Source organism: Sphingobacterium thalpophilum (genome assembly GCF_901482695.1).
Taxonomy (GTDB): domain Bacteria; phylum Bacteroidota; class Bacteroidia; order Sphingobacteriales; family Sphingobacteriaceae; genus Sphingobacterium; species Sphingobacterium thalpophilum.
This window is the reverse complement of the sequence record NZ_LR590484.1, coordinates 4829598-4849752: the sequence shown is the minus strand read 5'-3', so window position 1 is coordinate 4849752 and position 20155 is coordinate 4829598. Positions and strand designations below refer to the sequence as shown.

The following is a 20155-nucleotide window of genomic DNA, read 5'->3' as shown; positions in this document are numbered from 1 at the left end:
CCCTGTTATTTTGGAAGAAAGTAGAGCGGATATCAATAGACAAATAAAATAGCATATGAAAAATTTAACTAGCATGGGTAGAAGGACGGCAATAAGCAAAATGGGGGCAGGTATTTTGGGCTTTACCTTACTCGGTGGCTGGCAACCTGCCCAATCGCAACAGCAGGGGGATGTGGCTAATCCTGTCAAAGAATACCCCAAACCGCCTTTTAAAAAGCAGTCGCAGCCTTGGCCGGGGCTTTGCAGCCAGATGAACCCACGTCCCGATCACGGCGAAACAAGCTATAAGGGGTCAGGCAGACTAAAAGGTCGTAAAGCTCTGATCACAGGCGGTGATTCAGGCATGGGGCGCGCAGCAGCTATTGCCTATGCGCGCGAAGGTGCCGATGTTGCTATCAATTATCTCCCGGCAGAGGAACCCGATGCAAGGGAAGTGATTGCCTTGATCAAAGAAGCTGGTCGTAAAGCAATAGCCATTCCTGGAGACCTACGTAATGAAGATTTTTGCACCAAACTGGTTGAAGATGCAGTTCAGCAACTGGGTGGACTGGATATATTAGTTAATAACGCGGGCCGGCAGCAAACGAAAGCGTCAATCTTAGATATCAGCACAGAGGAATTTGATGCAACGATGAAAACCAACATTTATGCGCCGTTTTGGCTTATTAAGGCGGCACTTCCCCACCTAAAACCGGGATCTGTCATCATAGGCACTACTTCAGTGCAGGCTACCGATCCTTCTGGCGACCTCTACGATTATGCCCAAACCAAAGCTGCCACCACAAATTATGTCCGTTCCTTGGCCAAGCAGCTTGGCCCCAAAGGCATCAGGGTCAATGGAGTAGCTCCGGGCCCCATATGGACGGCATTGCAAGTCAGCGGTGGTGCTACACAGGAAAAATTGGTGAATTTTGGTGGCGATACTCCTTTAGGTCGTCCCGGGCAGCCAGCGGAACTGGCATCCATCTATGTTCAGTTGGCAGCAGCTGATGCTAGCTATGCGAACGGACAGATCTATGGAGCCGCTGGTGGTGGCGGGCAACCTTAAGTGATCATTCTTCTCGGATCAATCGGAAGGTAAGGTTGATCCGCGGAGTCATCGCCTGCGAAGATTTTGCAATCCGATGTTCCCAAGACTCCTGCAAATCGCCTTTCATAAGCAATAGGGAACCATGTCTTAAAAGTAGAGACCGCTTTTGCGAGTGATCGTCTACTCTTCGGAAATCAAAATAGCGGGCTTGCCCTAAACTGAGTGATCCGATGACAGGCCTATTTCCAAGCTCACTTTCCCTATCGCGATGCCAAGCAACGGAATCGTTTTGATCACGATAGAGATTCAGCAAAACAGAATTGAATTGACAGTTAAACCTTTGTTCGATCTTTACCTTTAAATCATACAGTGGCGTTAACCACTGGTTGGCAATAATATTTCTGCCCCCCAGCCGATACGAAGTATCCTCTTCGCCATACCAGGCAGTCAGTCGTGGCGTCGTGACAATCCTGTCGTACATTTTTTGAGCAGTGTGCTGCCACGGTACTTCCTGTAACAGTAGCTTGAATAACGCATCAGCCTCTTTATTGGAAAGAAAATGTGGTTCGAACTGCAAGAGTTCCTCGGGGAACTGGTACCCTTCATTATCAAATAAACTTAACTGTTCCATTTCATGTTAGAGATTCGTGAAATAATTTGACTCACCACTGTCTCGCTCTTAGATGGTAATTGTTTGTACAATAGAACAGCTGCTAATGATGAAGGTTTGCTGGCTAACGCTCGGAATGCAAAATCGATGCAAGCAGCAAATGTTCATTACTTTCGTGCAGATCTATTCCATTATCCCTGAGCTCATTAAAATTTACGTCGGTTATCCGTGTTATTCGGAATTTAATATATATTTATATATCTAAAAATTACCGATGTTAGAACATTTTGAATTTTATCTTTTTATAGTTCTGCTCATCACCATGCTCATCATGCTAGCCAAGCGCGTCCAGGTTGCGTATCCTGTCTTGCTCGTGCTGGCGGGGCTAATGATCAGTTTTATCCCGGGCGTGCCGGTGATAAAAATAGAACCCGAGTTAATTTTTATCATTTTTTTACCTCCACTACTGTATGAGGCCGCCTGGTCAACTTCCTGGAAAGAGCTCTGGCGATGGCGGAGGATTATATTCAGTTTTGCTTTCGTTGTGGTGTTCTTTACGGCGTTATCGGTTGCTATTTTCGCCAACTATTTTATTCCGGGGTTTTCGTTGGCCTTGGGCTTCCTATTGGGTGGAATTGTTTCTCCACCGGATGCGGTAAGTGCTGGCGCTATATTAAAATTTGTCAAAGTACCCAAACGACTCGCCTCCATCTTAGAGGGTGAAAGTCTGCTAAACGATGCCTCATCCTTAATTATTTTCCGCTTTGCGATGATTGCAGCAGCTACAGGTCAATTTGTCTGGTATCAGGCCGCTACAAGTTTTGTGTGGATGTGTATTGGTGGTGTCGGAATTGGGCTGGTGATCGGATATATCTTTTTGAAAATGCACAAACTGTTGCCCACTGATCCCAATACAGATATCTTACTGACGTTTATCGCTCCATTTTCGATGTATCTTGGGGCCGAACAACTGCATGCATCCGGAGTTCTTGCAGTAGTAAGTGGGGGGCTGTTTCTCTCTTATCGTAGTCATGACTTTTTGAGCAGCGGATCGAGGATCCGTACGGTCACTGTCTGGGAAACCTTTTGTTTTTTCCTGAACGGAGTGGTTTTTATGCTCATCGGTTTGGATTTACCTGAAATAGTATCTGGTCTTGGCGATACCGATATCTACACCGCAATGGGCTATGGACTGGCGGTAACTGCTGTGCTAATACTGGTTCGGATTTTTGCGGGATATGCGGCAGTAATCACCACATTGATCATGAGAAATTTCATCACGGTTGCAGATCCCGAAACCCCAGGCTGGCAGACGCCTCTGATCATAGGATGGACCGGTATGAGGGGTGTCGTTTCTCTGGCCGCTGCACTTTCGATTCCTTTAACCCTTGACGATGGCACCCCCTTCCCCCAGCGCAACCTTATCCTTTTTATAACGTTTTCCGTTATCCTTTTGACATTGCTGGTTCAAGGCCTTACTCTACCTTTTTTACTCCGGAAGTTCCGATTGATAGACCGCGATTTGGTACGGAGCGAAAAGGAAATTGATTACGAAATTCAGCACATGCTCGCTCAGGTAGCGGTCGATAAAATTCAACGCGATTATGCAGATAAAATCGAGAGCTTCCCGACCCTGAAAGATCAGCTGCAAAAATACGAAAATCAGTTGAGGAGTTCCGAAATTATCCTTAATTATGCTGAATACCGGAAAATCTATATTGATATCCTTGAAGCACAACGGATCTGGCTTATCAACAAAAACCGTGAAGAACTGCTGTTGGACGAAGAGATTATTCGGAAACATCTCCGCCTACTCGACCTTCAAGAGGAACGATTGAACATGAAAAGTTGAGAAGGGCAGCAGGCTCTCCTCAACTTTTCATGTATTTCACCAGTTGCAATTTCTCCTTCATGTTCACTATTAGCAACCTCAAACTATATACCATCCTATGCCTATGCTAATAGGCTACTTGTTCGCATTTATTTTCCACGTATTGATTTCCTTTTATTAGACCAGACGAAGCCATGATACATCAGGATTCATCTTTTGTATTCTTGACCAAGCCGATTCCTGCGAAAAAGAATATCAACCCCAAAACGCCCACAACCCCCAATGTCGTGTAGCCAGCGCTTTGGTTTATCAAGTGATATCCTGTGTAGACTAAGCCAACAATACCTAGAATGGTAAGAATGGCTCCAAAGGTGCGTTTTAAGTTCATATCTTTATTGTTTTCCTTATGTTGATGTAACAAATCCTGAAAGGCAAAAGTTTGACTTTATTTTTCCAGTCAAAACTGCTTTGCAGCTGTCTGTCATCAAGATTAACTTATGAAGAAGACTTAACATACAGAATTTGTGTTGTGTACTTCGATCCTACCAGCCAGTGCTCCATTGAAACTGTCGGATTCGGAAGAAGTTAGAGCAGTTATCAGCAACATGGTTTGACAGAATACTATCGGCTCTTATTCAGAATATTTTTTAAAAATACTAGTGGCAATATGCCCACCAAAACCAAAGGTATTGTTCATCGCGTAATTGACTTTCTTCTTTCGACTTTTCGCCAAAGTAAAATCAAACATATCTTTATATTGCGGCTCAAGTATTTGGGTGTTTATGGTTGGTGGAACGATGTCTTCGTTAACTGCTTTGATGCAAGCTATTGCTTCAACAGCCCCTGCTGCGCCCAATAGATGGCCGGTCATCGATTTGGTAGCGCTAATACTAAGATCGCTGGCCTGTCCAAATACTCGTTCAATGGCTTTCAGCTCACTTAAGTCGCCCGGAGGCGTAGAGGTTGCGTGCACATTCAGATAGTCGATTACTTCAGGCCCAATGTTGGCATCTTCAAGAGCCGCGAGCATCCCAAGATAGGCTCCTTCACCTTCAGGATGTGTACCAGTAAGATGATAGGCATCTGCTGCCATACCACCACCGACGATTTCGGCATATATTGTTGCTCCTCGTTGTTTTGCACTTGTCAGATCCTCCAAAATCACTGCGCCGGCACCTTCGCCGATGACGAAACCGTCGCGGCTTAGGTCGAAAGGTCTTGATGCAGTTTGTGGATGATCATTGTTGGTAGATAACGCCTTTGATGCATTAAAGCCCCCAACTGAGCTCTCAGTGATAGCGGCCTCAGAGCCACCGGTGATAATCATGTCGGCTTTTCCCCACTTGATATAATTGTATGCATCGATAATTGCCGTATTGGATGTTGCACAGGCAGAAACAGTGGTAAAGTTTACACCCCGTAGTCCATATTTAATAGAAATTACCCCTGAAGCAATATCCACGATCATTTTCGGAATAAAGAAAGGGTTAAACCTAGGCGTTCCGTCGCCTAGCGCATACTCGGTAACCTGCTGTTGAAAAGTCTCAATCCCACCGTTACCGGAGCCCCAAATTACGCCTATACGGTTTCTGTCCATTTTATCGAAATCTATATTACCGTTCTTGATGGCCTCTGCTACGGTGGCCAATGCATACTGCGTATATAAATCAAATCTGCGGATCTCGGATTTTTCCATAAAATCTAAGGGATTAAACCCCTTAACCTCACAAGCAAACTTGGTTTTAAACTTCGAAGCATCAAATCTTGTAATCGGGGCTCCGCCACTTTTCCCTTTGGTTAATGCGTTCCAAAATTCATCTGTATTATTTCCTATCGGTGTCAAGGCTCCGATACCTGTTACAACTACACGTCTCATATTTATGAAGTTAAATCGTCAATAATAATATATTTAATTTCCTGAAAATTGTGATGATATGTGATCCTTGATAAATGCTCTGCTCCAAGGATATTGGTAATAATCATCAACGCTTTGGTTCGATCATCGGTACTATATCGAAACAATCCTTCTTTTTTACCCTCTTTGAGTGTATCTGTAAGCCAATTGAGCGTATTGTCTGTTAATATTTTAAGCTCTGTTTGGACTTCGGGCTCAAACGAGTAGTAATCATTAGATAACGCACCCAAGATACTGATACGCCCGCCAGATTTGGATATCGTATAAACACAAAGAAATAGAATCATTTTTTGTACGGAGTCCTGATCCTCCACACGCCGCTTAAACTTTTCCAGTAATGCCATGTGCTTTTGAATGATAGCAATTACCAATGTTGTCTTGGTCGGGAAATGATAGTGTATTGAGGCGTTCTTTACACCTAGCTCTTTGGAAATATCACTGAAACTAAAGGCATTGTATCCTTTTTTACGAATCAGATCATCACCTATTAAAATTATTTTTTCACGTGTATTCATAGTGCAAATATACATATACCTACTAGTAAGTAGGTGAAAATAATAAATAATTTTTACTTTTTACTATATGTCTTTTGTCCGCGAATCATATAGAATTACTTGTCTCAGCGCTTGAAGGTATTAAAGACAGCCTTTCGTTATTCATCGCCTTATTTTTTTTTTGAAACAGGGTGATACTTTGTCGAAATTAAGTACATTGTTATAAAAGAGAATCATATGCAGACTATTAGTAATTCAAATGTAGCCTCAGGACGCCGGGCGCTCTTTATGGAACTGTATCAAAAAGGCTTTCCGGCAGTAGCCAGATATATCAGCAGCATGGGTGGCAGCTTTGATGAAGCCAAGGACGTATTTCAAGACGCTTTGATAGCGTATTATGAAAAAGTTGTTTTATCTTCCCTCGTACTGGACAATGACATTGCTTACCTATTTGGCACGGCAAGAAATATCTGGCTGAAGCGTTATCATCAAGGCAGGCAGAAACTACCATTGGATCAGATGGATGTGGTTTTACCCGACGAAAGTTTACCTTGCAACAAGCGTCTTTTCCGCTTCCTGGAGACAGCAGGTCGTAAATGTATGAGCTTGCTTAAGAGCTTTTACTATGACCAAATGTCACTTCAGGAGATCGCCGACGATTTTGGTTTTTCAGGAATAAGAAGCGCGACGGTACAAAAGTATAAATGCCTGGAAAAAATACGTGAAACTGTTAAAGAAAAAGCATTGCTGTATGAAGACTTCTTGGAATGAGATACGACAGATAGAGGCACATCTGATGGGTACACAGGTTCCTGCTGACGCTTTACTATTTGAAGCGCATATACTGCTAGACGACGAAATGACTGGGAGAATAGCTGCCCAACAGAAGGTGTATGAGATGGTATGGCAATTTGGACGTAAAGAACTGAGAAAGGAAATCGAAGCCGTGCACCAAACACTATTCACACAGCCTGAGCACATCCCATTTAAGCAAAAAATAAAACGTTTCTTTAAGACAACTTAAATCACAAATCATGAATATTGACAAAAATGAGTTCCGCAAATTTGCGGTAGGGCATTGCTATGTCCCAACAAATCGGGTTGATCACTACATCGGGGGGATCGAACGCTCGTCTATCCCCTTGGCAATGACTCCGTACATTACTGAAGAACGCGAAATGCGTGTTTCGCAGATGGATGTCTTTTCGAGGCTGATGATGGACAGGATTATCTTTATCGGTGCACCCGTCGAAGCTAATATAGCGAATATCGTGCAGGCGCAGTTATTATTTCTGCAGTCCGTTGATCCCAAAAAGGATATTCATATGTATATCAATTCGCCCGGCGGTGAAGTGTATGCCGGGCTAGGTATATACGATACCATGCAATTAATAAGTCCTGACGTAGCAACGATTTGTACGGGCATGGCTTTATCTTTTGGAGCGATTTTACTTTGCGGTGGAGCTCCAGGTAAACGGAGCGCGCTCGCTCACGCTCGTGTCATGCTACACCAGCCACTTGGTGGTGTGCAGGGACAGGCCTCGGACATTGAGATTACAGCCAAACAAGTATTGAAGATCAAAAAAGAACTGTACGACATCATTGCCGAGCATAGTGGTCAGAGTTATCAGAAAGTACATGATGTAAGTGACAGAGACCATTGGATGGTGGCTTCGGAGGCAAGAGAATTTGGTATTATTGACGAAGTACTGACATCATAGCTTGCAGTTAAACGAAAGATCAGTCCTTTTGATGCTATATTCCGCTTTTGACAACAGGAACGGTCATTCATTCGTCTAAAGACTGGCTGACTTCTAAAGTAAACACCGACTATTGACAATCAGTTGTCAATATCACCTAGTAGCTTTGTCCTCAACAGACAATGAACTTATCCTTTTCAGTAATGGCACTCATCAAAGACATCTACTCAGTTTCCTTTTATCAAACTATTGCTGATGAATTTCAGCGCGTCGATTCAAGTTTTAATAAACAACTATTTATCAAGCGTATTTTCGATGCCGATTTCACTAACATGGAATGGAAACAAAGAATGAAGCATAGTACTTCGGTATTACATGAGTCTTTGCCGGGTCATTTCCCGACAGCGGCCTCGCTGATCTGCCAGGTAATACAGCATCTGATTGATCACGGGGTCTCCGGCGGTCTGGAGTACGCTATTTTTCCTGACTATATTGAGAGCTATGGTTTAAATGATTTTGATACCGCAATACGCTCATTTGAAGTTATAACAAAATTTATAAGCTGCGAGTTTGCTGTCCGTCCCTTTATCATTAGATATCATTCCCGCATGATTGCTGAAATGGAAAAGTGGTCGCGGGACACGCATCCACAGCTGCGACGGCTCGCCAGCGAGGGCTCCAGACCCCGGCTCCCCTGGGCAATGGCAATTCCGTTTCTTAAGAAGGATCCCACCCCTCTCCTGCCAATTCTCGAAAATTTGAAGGACGATCTCGCCGAAACTGTCAGAAGAAGCGTAGCCAATAATCTCAATGATATTTCCAAAGATCATCCGGATTTCGTGCTGGGGATTGCACGGCGTTGGAAGGATTACAGTATACATACTAACGGGATCATTAAACATGGCTGCCGTACCTTACTCAAACAAGGTAATCCGGAAATATTGCATTTTTACGGATTGAAAAGCTCCGATTTTACAGTGTCGCAACTGACTATTCAAACGCCAATCGTCAAAATTGGCGAGCACGTAGTCTTTTCTTTTCGGATCGAAAATAAAAGCGGTCAGTCGAGGCTGTTACGTTTGGAATACGCTGTCTATTACAAAAAATTAAATGCGCAATTATCCAAAAAAGTTTTTAAAATAAGTGAACGGACATATGCAGCTGCGGAAATAAATTCTATCCTACGCCGACAATCGTTTAAACAGATAACAACACGAAAATTTCATCTTGGTAAACACAAGCTTTCGATTATTGTAAATGGACGAGAAATGGGTGAAATAGATTTCGAACTGGTACCGTAGTTGGGTCTTGACACTGCGCCCTCGAAAAGTTCTTGGCCGAGGCCGAATAGTGAGATCTTATCAGAAACAAAGTCCATCAACCTTTGTTTATACATAAAGCTGTCCTCCATCATTGTCGGTAGACTCGGGAGGATTGAATACTTCTATTTTCTAATATGTCCTTATGATGAATAAAGACGAGTGCTTAGCGTGCTGATTACTTGTCGCTATACATATACTTATTGGCAATTTCAATAAAAACGCATCGCATACCTTTGTACTATTCTCCAATATAAATGGCATATGAACAAAATAGTAAGAGCTATTCTTTTTTTATGGATAATGATTTTAATGAATCCTACAATGGCACAAGAGAAACGAACTAAAATCCTTGTACTCATACACTCCGACCAAGGGGGCACCTACAAAATGGCGAATGAAGTAGCCCGAGGTATAGAAGTCGAAGGTCGGGCAACTGCGATTATTAAAAAGGTGAAACAGTCTGACCATCCCGCTCTAAAAGATGTCCCTTTGGCCCGTGTTGAAGAGCTGCCTTTCTATGACGGCATCGCTTTCGGCTCACCTGTTTATTTTGGCAATATCAGCACTGCCATGAGTGAATTTCTAGCGCAGACGACTTCTCTATGGACAGAGCATGCCTTGGAAGGCATGCCGGCAATGGTATTTATGTCTTCCGGAAGTGGTGCAGGAAGAGAGCTCGCTTTACAATCTTTTTGGAACGCTTTGGCGGTGCACGGTATGGTGCTCGTTTCGAACGGGATACGGGGATATGAACACATTGATAAGAGCATACCACAGGGAAATACGGTATTAGGTACAACTAGTCTAGGTTCGTTGAAGCAGGTTCCGCGACCTTCGGACGGAGAACGCTATCTGGCGCAGGAACAGGGCAAGTATTTTGCCAAAATTTCCTCAGCGCTACAAGGCACCTTCGGTCAAAGGTCTAAAGGAGTTACTATAACCAAAGGTATTGATATCAACGAGGTGCTCAAAGATAAACAGATCGTATTGCCGGAAGTGCCTGCTCCTGCAGGTAATTATCAACCTTATGTACGTAGCGGAAACCTTGTCTATATTAACCAATATGCGTTGAAAAATGGTAGCATTATTTTTCCCGGAAAAGTTGGTGTGGATGTCACCGAAGCACAGGTAATGGAAGCAACGGAGGTCACGATGCTTAATGTACTGAGTGTATTGAAAGACGCGGTTGATGGAGATCTGAACAGAGTCAAAAAATGTGTGCAATTAACAGGAATTTTCAACGCTCCTCAGGATTTTAAGGACCATGCTAAGTTGATGAATGCAGCATCTGATCTTACTGTTACAATCTTTGGCGATAAAGGCAAGCATGCACGGGCAACTCTCGGTGCATCCTCGGTCCCCGGAAACTCTCCCGTTGAAATACAGGCGATTTTCGAAGTTGAGTAACCCGCGCGATACAAGCTGATAATGGTACATCAGGACCCCGCTATAGGGGTCCCGAATATACCAACTGCCAATTCAGCCCATATCAATAAAAATCCGACGACGATAAAGCTGCAAAGCAGGACTCGATATCCGAAAGTCCTCACTCCTCTCCATACAAGCTCCCATAATAGTGCCGTGAGCGTGAGTAAAGCACCCATGACCACAAAATCCCAGCCTGTCCATTTCACCTCTTCAGTAAACTGCATAGCGATTAGCGGTATGCATAATAGAAGGGCAATACCCCCCAACATGATAACTAACCTTTGTTTCGATATTTTCATAACTTTAAATATTAAAAGTACTTTGATATTCAAAGTAATAAATTAATCCTCAGGTTTACAACATATTTCTTTTTTATTTCTTAATCTTCGGAAAATATGACTGGTTTCTATTGGCATTCCTTCACTTGCTTTCATCGAGAAATATGCGAAGGGCGCTGGCAGGAAAGAAATTTAAAAACGCTATTGAAAATAACAAATTTATTTTAACTTTGCATTCATCAGATGATATGATCTCATGAGAAATGAAGCGATTATTCGACGCTCCCTGGCGGAGGAGGTAGCGACTGCAATTGAAGAAAAAATTAAATCGGGGGAATTTCCAATAGACAGCAAGTTACCTACTGAACCCGAATTGATGAAACAATTCGCCGTTGGGAGATCAACGATACGTGAAGCTGTCAAGTATTTAAGTCAGTCGGGATATTTACATGTACAGCAGGGATTGGGTACTTTTGTCAAGAGTGTTAGAGACAATCGTGTTCTCGATGCAAAAATTGAAAAAGGTAATTTCAATGAAATTTTTGAAGTTCGGCATATACTTGAACTTAAAATTATTGAAAAGGCCAGCATAAATCGCAGTCAGAGGGATCTAAAAGCTATGGAACGTGCACTCAAAGATCGAGCGGAATATGCTAAATCTGGTAATTTGAGCGCCTGTGTGGATGCCGATATCGCTTTTCATACTGCAATCGCAGCATCTTGTGCTAACAACATTTTAGCAGAGCTATATACGACGTTGTCGCTGCACGTAAATAAATTCTTTATGGAGATCTATAAAGACACTACGGCGCTGTCACAATCGCAGAAACAGCACGAAGAATTGATGGAAGCAATCAAGGATAAAGATGTAGAGAGGGCCAAACAGATCGCTGATCGAATCATCTTGCACAAATAAAATTTCGCGACCAAAGTATAATCCATTATTATTATAGTAAAGAAAATAGACGTTAAACATATCAGCACAACAAACATCAGATGACCTGATGTATTAATTATGAAAACACAATCTTTAACTTCCGGTAGCGCTTGGAACAGTTCCGAAACAGTCTACCCAATTCTATTTGCGATTAGCATTTCGCATCTGCTTAACGACTTGATACAATCGGTAATACCGGCGGTATACCCATTATTGAAGTCGAACTATGCGCTCAATTTTACGCAGATCGGTATTATTACTTTAGTTTTTCAGTTAACAGCATCTATTTTACAGCCTTTTGTCGGCTTATATACGGATAAAAAACCGACCCCCCGATCACTGGCGATAGGCATGTTATTCTCCCTGGCTGGATTAATCTGTATTTCCTTTGCATCTAATTTCTTTTACATCTTATTGTCAGTGAGCCTTATTGGCATGGGCTCTTCTATTTTCCATCCGGAAGCATCACGGGTAGCTCATTTAGCTTCGGGGGGAAAAAAAGGTCTTGCGCAATCAATTTTCCAGGTTGGTGGCAATGCCGGTGGTGCTATAGGTCCTTTATTAGTCGCACTGATTGTGATTCCTTTTGGTCAACAGTATATAGGGGTATTTGGCGTGCTGGCAATTATCGCAGTTCTGATCTTAATGTATGTAGGTAGCTGGTATCAAATACATCTGCAACCCAAAGATAACCTCGCTGTTTCGGATGCACGCAAACCAAGCCTTTCAAAGACCAAAGTAATGTTTGCGTTAGTCGTTCTCCTGGTTTTGATTTTCTCGAAGTATTTCTACATGGCTTCAATGACGAGTTATTTCACTTTCTATTTGATCAATAAATTCCATGTATCGGTACAGGAGTCACAAGTTTACCTATTTATATTTCTTGCATCGGTGGCTGCAGGGACCATCATGGGAGGGCCATTGGGAGATCGCTATGGACGTAAACTCATTATCTGGATCTCTATCCTCGGAGCTGCGCCCTTTACGCTCTTATTACCGCATGTAGGGTTGGAATTGACAATTCTGCTAGCTATTTTAATTGGACTGATCATCTCGTCAGCTTTTTCAGCTATTTTAGTATATGCCACCGAACTCATTCCAGGAAAAGTAGGAATGATTGCTGGCCTCTTTTTTGGTCTGGCATTTGGTATGGGAGGCATCGGCTCGGCTGTATTAGGCTGGCTGGCAGACCGCACATCCATAGAACACGTATTCAACATCTGTGCCTACCTACCCTTGATCGGCATTGTCACGGGACTGCTTCCGAATGTGAAGAAAAACATTCTGTAAACAAAAGAGGGGCCGCCCAATCTCCTTGAGCGGCCCTCTACATCGGTACTTCCGTAGCTTTCCAACACGCTTCTTTTCAAATTTTCAATCCTGCCTCGTTAGTCGATAAGTGCTTTCGCTAATATCCGGGGTTTTGGATTAACTTCGTATTCCGGTTGATTTCGTCACGATGTAATGACGTAAAATACATCTTGTCGTTCCAAGCCCGATTTTCGATCCCCGGATCAATGTTTGATACAACGTATTTATAACTATAGCTGTTAGGATCGTATTTATATAAAGTGACTTTCTTATTGTCTTTTAATGTACCCGTAATATTGATGATGTTTGCTTTGCGACCAAGTGTCTCCTCGGCAATCATCCATCGTCTTGCATCAAAAAAGCGATGTTCTTCATAGGCAAGCTCGATCCGACGCTCATTTCTATACCGGTTTTTGAGGGCTTGTCCTGTCTCAGTAATCGCTGGCATACCTGCCCTGAAGCGAATTTTGTTTAGCCAGGTTCTCGCTTCCTCCTCCTCACCGAGCTCGATGCATGCTTCCACGTAGTTCAATACAGCCTCTGTGTAACGCAACATAGGCCAAGGAATACGTTGCCTTGTGTTCTGATCTTCTTGCGCTGGATCGGGATCGATAAACTTCCGCATATAATAGCCGGTTCTAGAACCATTCCAATCTTCAATTGGACTTTTACGGGTATCTAATCCAAAATGAATCGTCTTCTGCCCCTCGCCATTGATAATCTCGTATTGTCCTGTCTGTATTTGATTGTTGGGATCCCGCTGCGCTACATCCGCTGTACGGGGCTTCCACTCCGCACCATCATATAAAATCGTGGCTTTGAGTCTGGGGTCACGATTTTGGTACGGATTGGCCGCCATGATCGGATTTGCCCAGTCAAATTTCTGCCCGCTAAGCATTTCATAGTCATCCACCAACAGTTGGATTGGCGTATTTCCGGCCCAATTGTGGTATCCGTTAGGCCCATTATCTCTTCCTACCCATCCCCCACGTTCATCTTTTTCGTCAACAAAAAATCTACCTAGAATAATGTCTTTGGCGGCAGCCGCGTCTGCCATTTTGCTTCCGCCTCCCAGAGACAGAGCCATATAGTTTGCAGTACCCTCATTTGCCGTTGCAGGACTAGTCAAGTCCAGTTTGTAAGCAAATTCTGCATGATCCAATATCGCTCTGGCTGCTTCTTTTGCCTTGGTCCAACGCGTCATCTGGCTGCCGCTGGTATACATGAGATATTCAGGTTTTTCGTAGCCTTTCAGCAGCGCGGACTTTGCACCGGCTTTGTTTGCGTCATGTAGATCACTGGCCGCATAGAGAAGCACGCGCGCTTTCAGCGCCAATGCAGCGGTTTCTCCCGCACGGCCCTTGGGCACTTGGACACCTTTGAGGAGTAAAGCAGCACTGTCAAGGTCATTGACTATCGCATTCACGCATTGTTCGTAACTATTCCGTGGCACCATAAAGTCTTTGTCGTTAAGTGTATAGACCTTGTTATCGACTGGAATACCTCCATAAAAGCGCAAAAGCTGCTGATAGTAATATCCTCGTAGAAAATATGCCTCTCCCAGAAGCTTATTGGCCCTTGTCTGATCAAATCTCGCCTCTTTTAAATTGGAGATGGCAATATTGGTGGCACGAATACGTACATACATGCGTCCATATTCGTAGGTATCCATAACATACCCCTGATCGGCCGGGTTGGACCGAGACTCTGTAACAGTGTTTATACCGCGGTTCGGGTGCGTGAAGAGCGCTTCATCGGTCATTGAAGCCATCTGTTGCTCGTAGAAACCACCAACACCAAAACCATTATATATTTCAACGACGAAGGCCTCAGATAAACCTGCATCCGACCAAACCAGTTCCTGGGGAACCTCGCTCAGTGGCTTAGTGCTAACAAAATCATCGTTACAGGACTGCAGGCCTGACGACAATGCGAGTATAATTAGTGAAGTATTTACAATTTTTTTCATTTTGTTTTTTTTTGTAACAATGCTACTCCATACCAAGAAATACGACACGTTATGGCTTTGTGTGCGCGTATTCGGATCGGTAGGATCGCCAGGTGAATACTAATTAAAACGACAACAAGACTCCGGCATTAATTAATCTCGCCTGCGGATAGTATTGCCCTAGCGCATTAACTGCTTCGGGATCGTACATTTTTATCTTGCTCCAGGTGATGAGATTCATACCATTGGCATAGACACGCAATGAGCCTATGCCGATCTTATCGCAGATCGTCGAAGGCAGATTATAACCGAGCTCTACGTTCTTCAGACGTAAGTAATCTGTACTGCGCATCCAATATGTGTTGTTATACGAATAATATTGGTTACTGCGGTCAGTCAAGCGTGGGTGAACGCTACTTGGATTGGTAATGCTCCAGCGCTTATCATAAAATTCCTCCAAAAAATTGCCGATTGCGCCCGATTCATCTGTGCCCACGCGGATTTCCCCACCAGTTGCACCTTGGAAGAGCACGGATAAATCAAAGTCTTTATAGGTCAGACTAAAATTGAATCCGCCTTGAAATGTCGGATCGCTATTTTTGTCTCGTCTAACTTTGTCGTCCGGCGTTATTTTACCATCCCCATTATAATCTCTATATTTCATATCACCAGGACGCAGCGTTTTGGTGATCGCGCTGTAATCAAGTTTATTTGCTGCAATATCGTCCATATCTCGGAATACCCCATCGTAGATATAATAAATATCCGTTTTGATCGGCTTACCTGTGCTTCGCTGCCACTCCGGAGCGCCCGGTGCCTCATCCCAGAAGATAATCTTATTTTTAGCATAACCTCCATTCACTCCAACAGAATATCCGAATTCGCCCACTTTACCTTTATACCCGAGATTAAATTCCCATCCTTTGTTATCGACCTTGCCAATATTTTCCGCAGGAAGCGTCATCCCTGTACTCTGGGGTACAGAAGCATTTTTCCGCCACAAAATCGAATTCCGACGGTTTTTAAAAATATCAAATTCAAAATTCAGCTTTCCTTGGAAAAATTGAAAATCAAAACCTAAATTATAGTTGTTAGCTACCTCCCAAGTGACCATCTCATTTGGCACCCGGCTTTCAAACAGTGTTTTGGCTAACTTGTCGTCTACGATATAAGTTCCAAATGAATAAGTGGAGAAGTACTGGTACTCTTGTAATTTATCCTCCCAATAGATGTTATCATTCCCCATCTGTCCATAGGAGGCCCGGATCTTAAAGTAATTGATGGCCGAAATATTCTCTTTCCAAAAGCTCTCCTCAGAAACTACCCACCCTGCCATTGCTCCTGGGAAAAACCCAAATCGCTCGCTTTCAGGGAACATATAAGAGCCATCATAACGCCATAAAAATTCAGCGATGTACTTGCTTTTATAATTGTAACCGAAACGGCCGAAATAGTTCAATCTAGCTCTTTTCCAAGCGGTTCCGTCGTTATTTTTCTCCTGCTCACCGCCTGCGAATAAATAATCGATAGCGTTTGACAAAAAGTAACGCCGGTATGCACTAAATTTATCATTGTCTATGGTTTCTCTATTGACACCAGCGATTGCATTTACCTGATGATCACCAAATTTACGCTCAAAGCTTAAGATACCTCCTAGAAGAATGTTCAACTGATCTTCATTGCTCTGATTCAAATTCGGGTCAGCGGGACCACGACGCCCTGGCTGGAGCAATGGCGTCTTGCCGTCGGCTTCATATCCCCCCGACCAAGAATACAATGTCCAGGGTGTCACCCAAGTTTTCTGATTCTTCACATATTTATCTACCGATGCGTTTAACGTCAGTTTGAGTCCTTCTACCCAAGGATTGGTGATGTCGACTTGTCCATTGGTTTGAAAATAATAACGTTTGTCGCGGTCGTAACCTGTAGCGTTGGTTGTAATGACGACCGGATTCTCGCCGTTCTCAATATCAGGTCCCGGTTTGCCATTTGGCCAGAAGGCGGGTTGGGTGGGATTTCCGCGCATGAGCATCCTGAAAATCGTACCAGCGCTCTTGGTTGGGAAATTACGGTTTTCCTGTCTGCCGAGCACACCAAACTGCGTTTTGATATACTGGCTGATATTGGCATCCAAGTTAATCCGCAGGTCATATTGTTTATAGCCCGTAGCTGAATTTTTATAATACGCATCTTGGTTTTGATAACCCAGCGACAACAGATACTTCACATCTTCTGTACCACCATTTACCTGCAGATTGTGACGTTGTTGAGGCGACCAGTCCTTCAGTGTAGATTTATACCAGTCCGTATTGGGATGACCCCAAGGATCCGAACCATCTCTGTATTTCTGTACATCTTCTGGCTTAAAAGGGGCACCAAGAACTGTTCCGTCTTTTTTTGTATAGGAGCCACTGCTATTTAGCGCCGTCAGCGCGGCAGACCATTCATCAACAGGCAGATTGTATATTTCGAGTTCATTACGGATTTCGGCAAACTGGACTGCATCAGTAAGTTTAGGAATGACGGTTGGCTGCGAATACCCCTGATTAAACGTATACGAAAATTGAGGTTTTCCTGTTTTTCCGCGTTTTGTAGTCACGAGGATAACGCCGTTTGCCGCACGTGCGCCGTAGATTGCGGCGGAAGCGTCCTTAAGAACAGAGATATTTTCGATATCACGTGGATTCAGCCGTTCAATACCGCCTTCACGGGCAGGTACCCCATCAATGACTACTAGCGGACTACTATTCCCCAAGGTATTCGTTCCCCGGATTTTAATGGTGGACCCGTCGTTGCCAGGTTCAGCACTTCCGTTGGTCGCGATTACGCCCGGAATTCTTCCTGTCATCGCATTCGAAACATTCAAGGCTGGCGACTGGGCGAGATCACTGCCTTTAACCGTCGCCACAGCTCCAGTAACAGTCTCTTTCCGTTGCTTTCCATAGCCGACCACGATAACCTCATCGAGACTGGATTGAGAACTCAATAACCTAACATCGATAGTGCGGCGACCATTCACGGGTTCATCCATAGCTTGTTTACCCACCATCCTGAAATTGAGGGTTCCAGCAGAAGGAACTTTTTCCAGCTTATAACGTCCCTCACTGTCGGTTTTGGTAGCCAGAGTTGTACCGTTTACAGATACGGTAACACCTGCAATCGGTGTACCTGATTCATCGCGCACGATACCCGTAACGCTTACTTCTTGCTGAAAGAACATACCGTAAGCTGCAAAAGCTTCAGCATGGCCAATGTTAGGGCTAAGTGCGACCAATGAGCACAGTGACCCCGTCCAAAAAGCATTCTTCCATTGATTCGAGAAAAAATGGCAATTAATCATAAAAACTGTTTAATGGTTTAAATTGTATGTTTATTAGTTATTTTTTGCCTTAGCAAGTTTCACGGTTTAGGCCCCCTGCCGTAGGCGGTTTATAATTGTTTTATTTGTGTTTTGAAAATACAAAAATAAATATACATTGCAAGTGTTATTTTTACACTATTAAGCACATTGGATGCAATTAACTAAATATCAGGTCGATATATTTAAACAAATTATTTGATTGTATCTTCAATTGCAAAAAAAATGCATATGTCAAAAACAGCGATGCAGGCCGATTGGGCGTTTTGCCATTAGAAGAACAAGTTGATCATTCGAGAGAAGTTGTGCGTGTTTTTTTACGAAAAGTAGAACGAAATAATACTAAAGGAGATGTCGCGACCAACCTTTGCCTATAAACTTATTTTAGACCAAATCAAAACAGTAATTTTTCTCAGCTATTTTAGCGAATGGGGCCATTCGTTAAAATAAACAATTAGAGCAGATAATAAATTATTTTATTAATGAATGTTGTGAAGCGGTGGGCTATATGTACTGCTGATAAGGCAACGCGTTTAGCTCACATGTCAACATCTAATATTTTATCGGATAATCCTGCATAAACTCAAACTGATAGCCTTCGCTTTTTAAAATATCGATCAAAGACGATAACTGCTGTTGTCCTTTTTTCGTCTGAAACATATCATCATGCATCAGAAAGACCACGTTATTTGGCACCATCGAACTTTTATTGTTCATAAAGTGGCGAATCTCCTTCACAGTCACTTCTTGGCTTTGAATTGGATTGCCCGTTACGCTGTTCAGCCGCCATTCCACATCCCAGCCATAAATACTGTATCCATTTTTATGAAGGATGTCCGCTGTACTCGCACCATTCTTTAAATCAATCTTCCGCACATCACCATACATCCAGATATTCCTTCCGGGCAGCCGCACGATTTTGTGTTTTAGATTGAGGTCCTTCTCATTTTTTTCAAAGTCGGCGAAAGCTTTTTGTGGATTATTATAAAATCTTGAATATTGATTATTGGCATGCGTGTAACTGTGATTATAGCAGGCAATCAGGGGGTTAGACTCATATTTTGCAAGATCACGCTTTCGGCCTTTACTCATATTGGCATGTTTACCGATTAGGAAGACACTCACTTTGACGTTTTTTTCTTTTGCGATGGAATCGATTGCTGCACTACCGATCAAGGGTCCGTCATCAAAGGTAAGATAAATGTGTTTGGGATGTGCATCAAATGCGCGGCGCAATGAGTCTTTCAGACTACGTTTTTGTTGTTTTATAGAAACAGGGCGCAGACTATCCACGGTAAAATGGATCTGATTTTTCTGAAGCGAATCCCACTTGTTTAGTAAAACCGGAACGCGCGCTTTGTCAATCAGCTTTGTATTTAATGTGTCATTGCTGATCTCCCTGTCGCTACCTAATACTTTGCTGGAGAAATCCTTACATCCAACCGATCCCAAAACTACAGCAAATGCGAGCGATGCTGCCATCAACCTTCTACTCTTCATATCTTTTTTAATCCTATGTGATCTTTCGATGCTCAAAATTACTATAAAAACCTGCTTAAAATGTATAAAATTTTATAAATCCCCAAATTCAGTGATAAATAGCTACAATATAAGTACCAACCAACTTCCAACCAACTTCGGCCGTTCATCGGGTTTTCATCGGGATGGCATCGGGAATTCATCGACTACACCCGATGAATTCCCGATGAAAACTCGATGCCAGTAGCATAAAAGGCAGAAGAAGTTCGGGAGTTAACTGTTTTTTTGTTGCTGCTTCGTGCCAGCTTCGGTAAGTATTCGAGACGGTTTCGAGAAAGGTCTGAAGTGAAGCCGAACAATTGCCGAAAATAGTCCCGATGTAGGTCGCATCGACTTGCTCTAACAGGACTTTGCCACGTGGGAATTTCATAACTAAAGACCAAGTTTCTCTGCTATTAGTGTTAAAGGAAAATGGTTTACACAGAAAGTTTTTTGCGCCAAATATGCTTCTTTT

The 20155-nt window shown here is 43.1% G+C and carries 18 protein-coding genes; 9 read left to right on the top strand and 9 right to left on the bottom strand.

Annotated features, from left to right (window positions below; genetic code table 11):
• The first annotated feature begins 55 nt into the window (after positions 1-55).
• Complete coding sequence (locus FGL37_RS20300) at positions 56-1048, top strand: SDR family oxidoreductase (protein WP_081817843.1); 993 nt, start codon at positions 56-58, stop codon at positions 1046-1048.
• A gap of 4 nt (positions 1049-1052) precedes the next feature.
• Here the strand turns inward: FGL37_RS20300 and FGL37_RS20295 are convergent, their stop codons facing one another.
• Positions 1053-1661: an alpha-ketoglutarate-dependent dioxygenase AlkB family protein gene (locus tag FGL37_RS20295; RefSeq protein WP_028069618.1), complete on the bottom strand. Its 609-nt coding sequence runs from the start codon at positions 1659-1661 to the stop codon at positions 1053-1055.
• A 253-nt stretch (positions 1662-1914) separates the two neighbouring features.
• Between FGL37_RS20295 and FGL37_RS20290 the strand changes: the two genes are divergently transcribed.
• Complete coding sequence (locus tag FGL37_RS20290) at positions 1915-3492, top strand: Na+/H+ antiporter (protein WP_028069616.1); 1578 nt, start codon at positions 1915-1917, stop codon at positions 3490-3492.
• A gap of 181 nt (positions 3493-3673) precedes the next feature.
• On the opposite strand, the gene FGL37_RS20285 is transcribed toward FGL37_RS20290, so the two are convergent.
• The 3 genes from FGL37_RS20285 to FGL37_RS20275 form a co-directional block, all read right to left on the bottom strand.
• Complete coding sequence (locus FGL37_RS20285; RefSeq protein WP_028069615.1) at positions 3674-3859, bottom strand: hypothetical protein; 186 nt, start codon at positions 3857-3859, stop codon at positions 3674-3676.
• A 243-nt stretch (positions 3860-4102) separates the two neighbouring features.
• The gene (gene fabF / locus FGL37_RS20280) at positions 4103-5347 is read right to left on the bottom strand and encodes a beta-ketoacyl-ACP synthase II (RefSeq protein ID WP_028069614.1); all 1245 of its coding nucleotides are present in this window, start codon (positions 5345-5347) and stop codon (positions 4103-4105) included.
• 2 nt (positions 5348-5349) lie between these two features.
• Positions 5350-5901 (bottom strand): TetR/AcrR family transcriptional regulator, encoded by a 552-nt coding sequence (locus tag FGL37_RS20275; RefSeq protein ID WP_028069613.1) that lies wholly within the window; start codon positions 5899-5901, stop codon positions 5350-5352.
• A gap of 216 nt (positions 5902-6117) precedes the next feature.
• On the opposite strand from FGL37_RS20275, the gene FGL37_RS20270 reads away from it, so the two are divergent.
• From FGL37_RS20270 to FGL37_RS20250, 5 genes are all read left to right on the top strand, one after another.
• Positions 6118-6651 (top strand): RNA polymerase sigma factor, encoded by a 534-nt coding sequence (locus FGL37_RS20270; protein ID WP_028069612.1) that lies wholly within the window; start codon positions 6118-6120, stop codon positions 6649-6651.
• Positions 6632-6904, top strand: a complete 273-nt coding sequence (locus FGL37_RS20265) for a hypothetical protein (protein ID WP_028069611.1) — start codon at positions 6632-6634, stop codon at positions 6902-6904. The genes FGL37_RS20270 and FGL37_RS20265 overlap by 20 nt, the downstream gene beginning before the upstream one ends.
• A 10-nt stretch (positions 6905-6914) precedes the next feature.
• Complete coding sequence (locus tag FGL37_RS20260; RefSeq protein WP_028069610.1) at positions 6915-7601, top strand: ClpP family protease; 687 nt, start codon at positions 6915-6917, stop codon at positions 7599-7601.
• A gap of 161 nt (positions 7602-7762) precedes the next feature.
• Positions 7763-8881, top strand: a complete 1119-nt coding sequence (locus FGL37_RS20255; RefSeq protein ID WP_232048748.1) for a DNA alkylation repair protein — start codon at positions 7763-7765, stop codon at positions 8879-8881.
• Positions 8882-9223: 342 nt separating this feature from the next.
• Complete coding sequence (locus tag FGL37_RS20250) at positions 9224-10309, top strand: Atu1372/SO_1960 family protein (RefSeq protein ID WP_232048747.1); 1086 nt, start codon at positions 9224-9226, stop codon at positions 10307-10309.
• A 29-nt stretch (positions 10310-10338) separates the two neighbouring features.
• Here the strand turns inward: FGL37_RS20250 and FGL37_RS20245 are convergent, their stop codons facing one another.
• Positions 10339-10629, bottom strand: coding sequence for a hypothetical protein (locus FGL37_RS20245; protein ID WP_028069607.1), 291 nt, complete (start codon positions 10627-10629; stop codon positions 10339-10341).
• Between the two features lie 235 nt (positions 10630-10864).
• On the opposite strand from FGL37_RS20245, the gene FGL37_RS20240 reads away from it, so the two are divergent.
• Entirely contained in the window at positions 10865-11524 is a 660-nt protein-coding gene (locus tag FGL37_RS20240; protein ID WP_028069606.1) for a FadR/GntR family transcriptional regulator, read from the top strand.
• A 99-nt stretch (positions 11525-11623) separates the two neighbouring features.
• A complete protein-coding gene (locus FGL37_RS20235; RefSeq protein ID WP_028069605.1) occupies positions 11624-12835 on the top strand; it encodes an MFS transporter in 1212 nt (403 codons plus the stop codon).
• Between the two features lie 118 nt (positions 12836-12953).
• Here the strand turns inward: FGL37_RS20235 and FGL37_RS20230 are convergent, their stop codons facing one another.
• The 4 genes from FGL37_RS20230 to FGL37_RS20215 form a co-directional block, all read right to left on the bottom strand.
• Positions 12954-14825 (bottom strand): RagB/SusD family nutrient uptake outer membrane protein, encoded by a 1872-nt coding sequence (locus FGL37_RS20230; RefSeq protein ID WP_028069604.1) that lies wholly within the window; start codon positions 14823-14825, stop codon positions 12954-12956.
• Between the two features lie 103 nt (positions 14826-14928).
• A complete protein-coding gene (locus FGL37_RS20225; RefSeq protein WP_081817842.1) occupies positions 14929-18144 on the bottom strand; it encodes a SusC/RagA family TonB-linked outer membrane protein in 3216 nt (1071 codons plus the stop codon).
• A 570-nt stretch (positions 18145-18714) separates the two neighbouring features.
• Positions 18715-19662, bottom strand: coding sequence for a polysaccharide deacetylase family protein (locus FGL37_RS20220; protein WP_051606756.1), 948 nt, complete (start codon positions 19660-19662; stop codon positions 18715-18717).
• 178 nt (positions 19663-19840) lie between these two features.
• A complete protein-coding gene (locus FGL37_RS20215; protein WP_138096984.1) occupies positions 19841-20071 on the bottom strand; it encodes a hypothetical protein in 231 nt (76 codons plus the stop codon).
• Positions 20072-20155 lie beyond the last annotated feature (84 nt).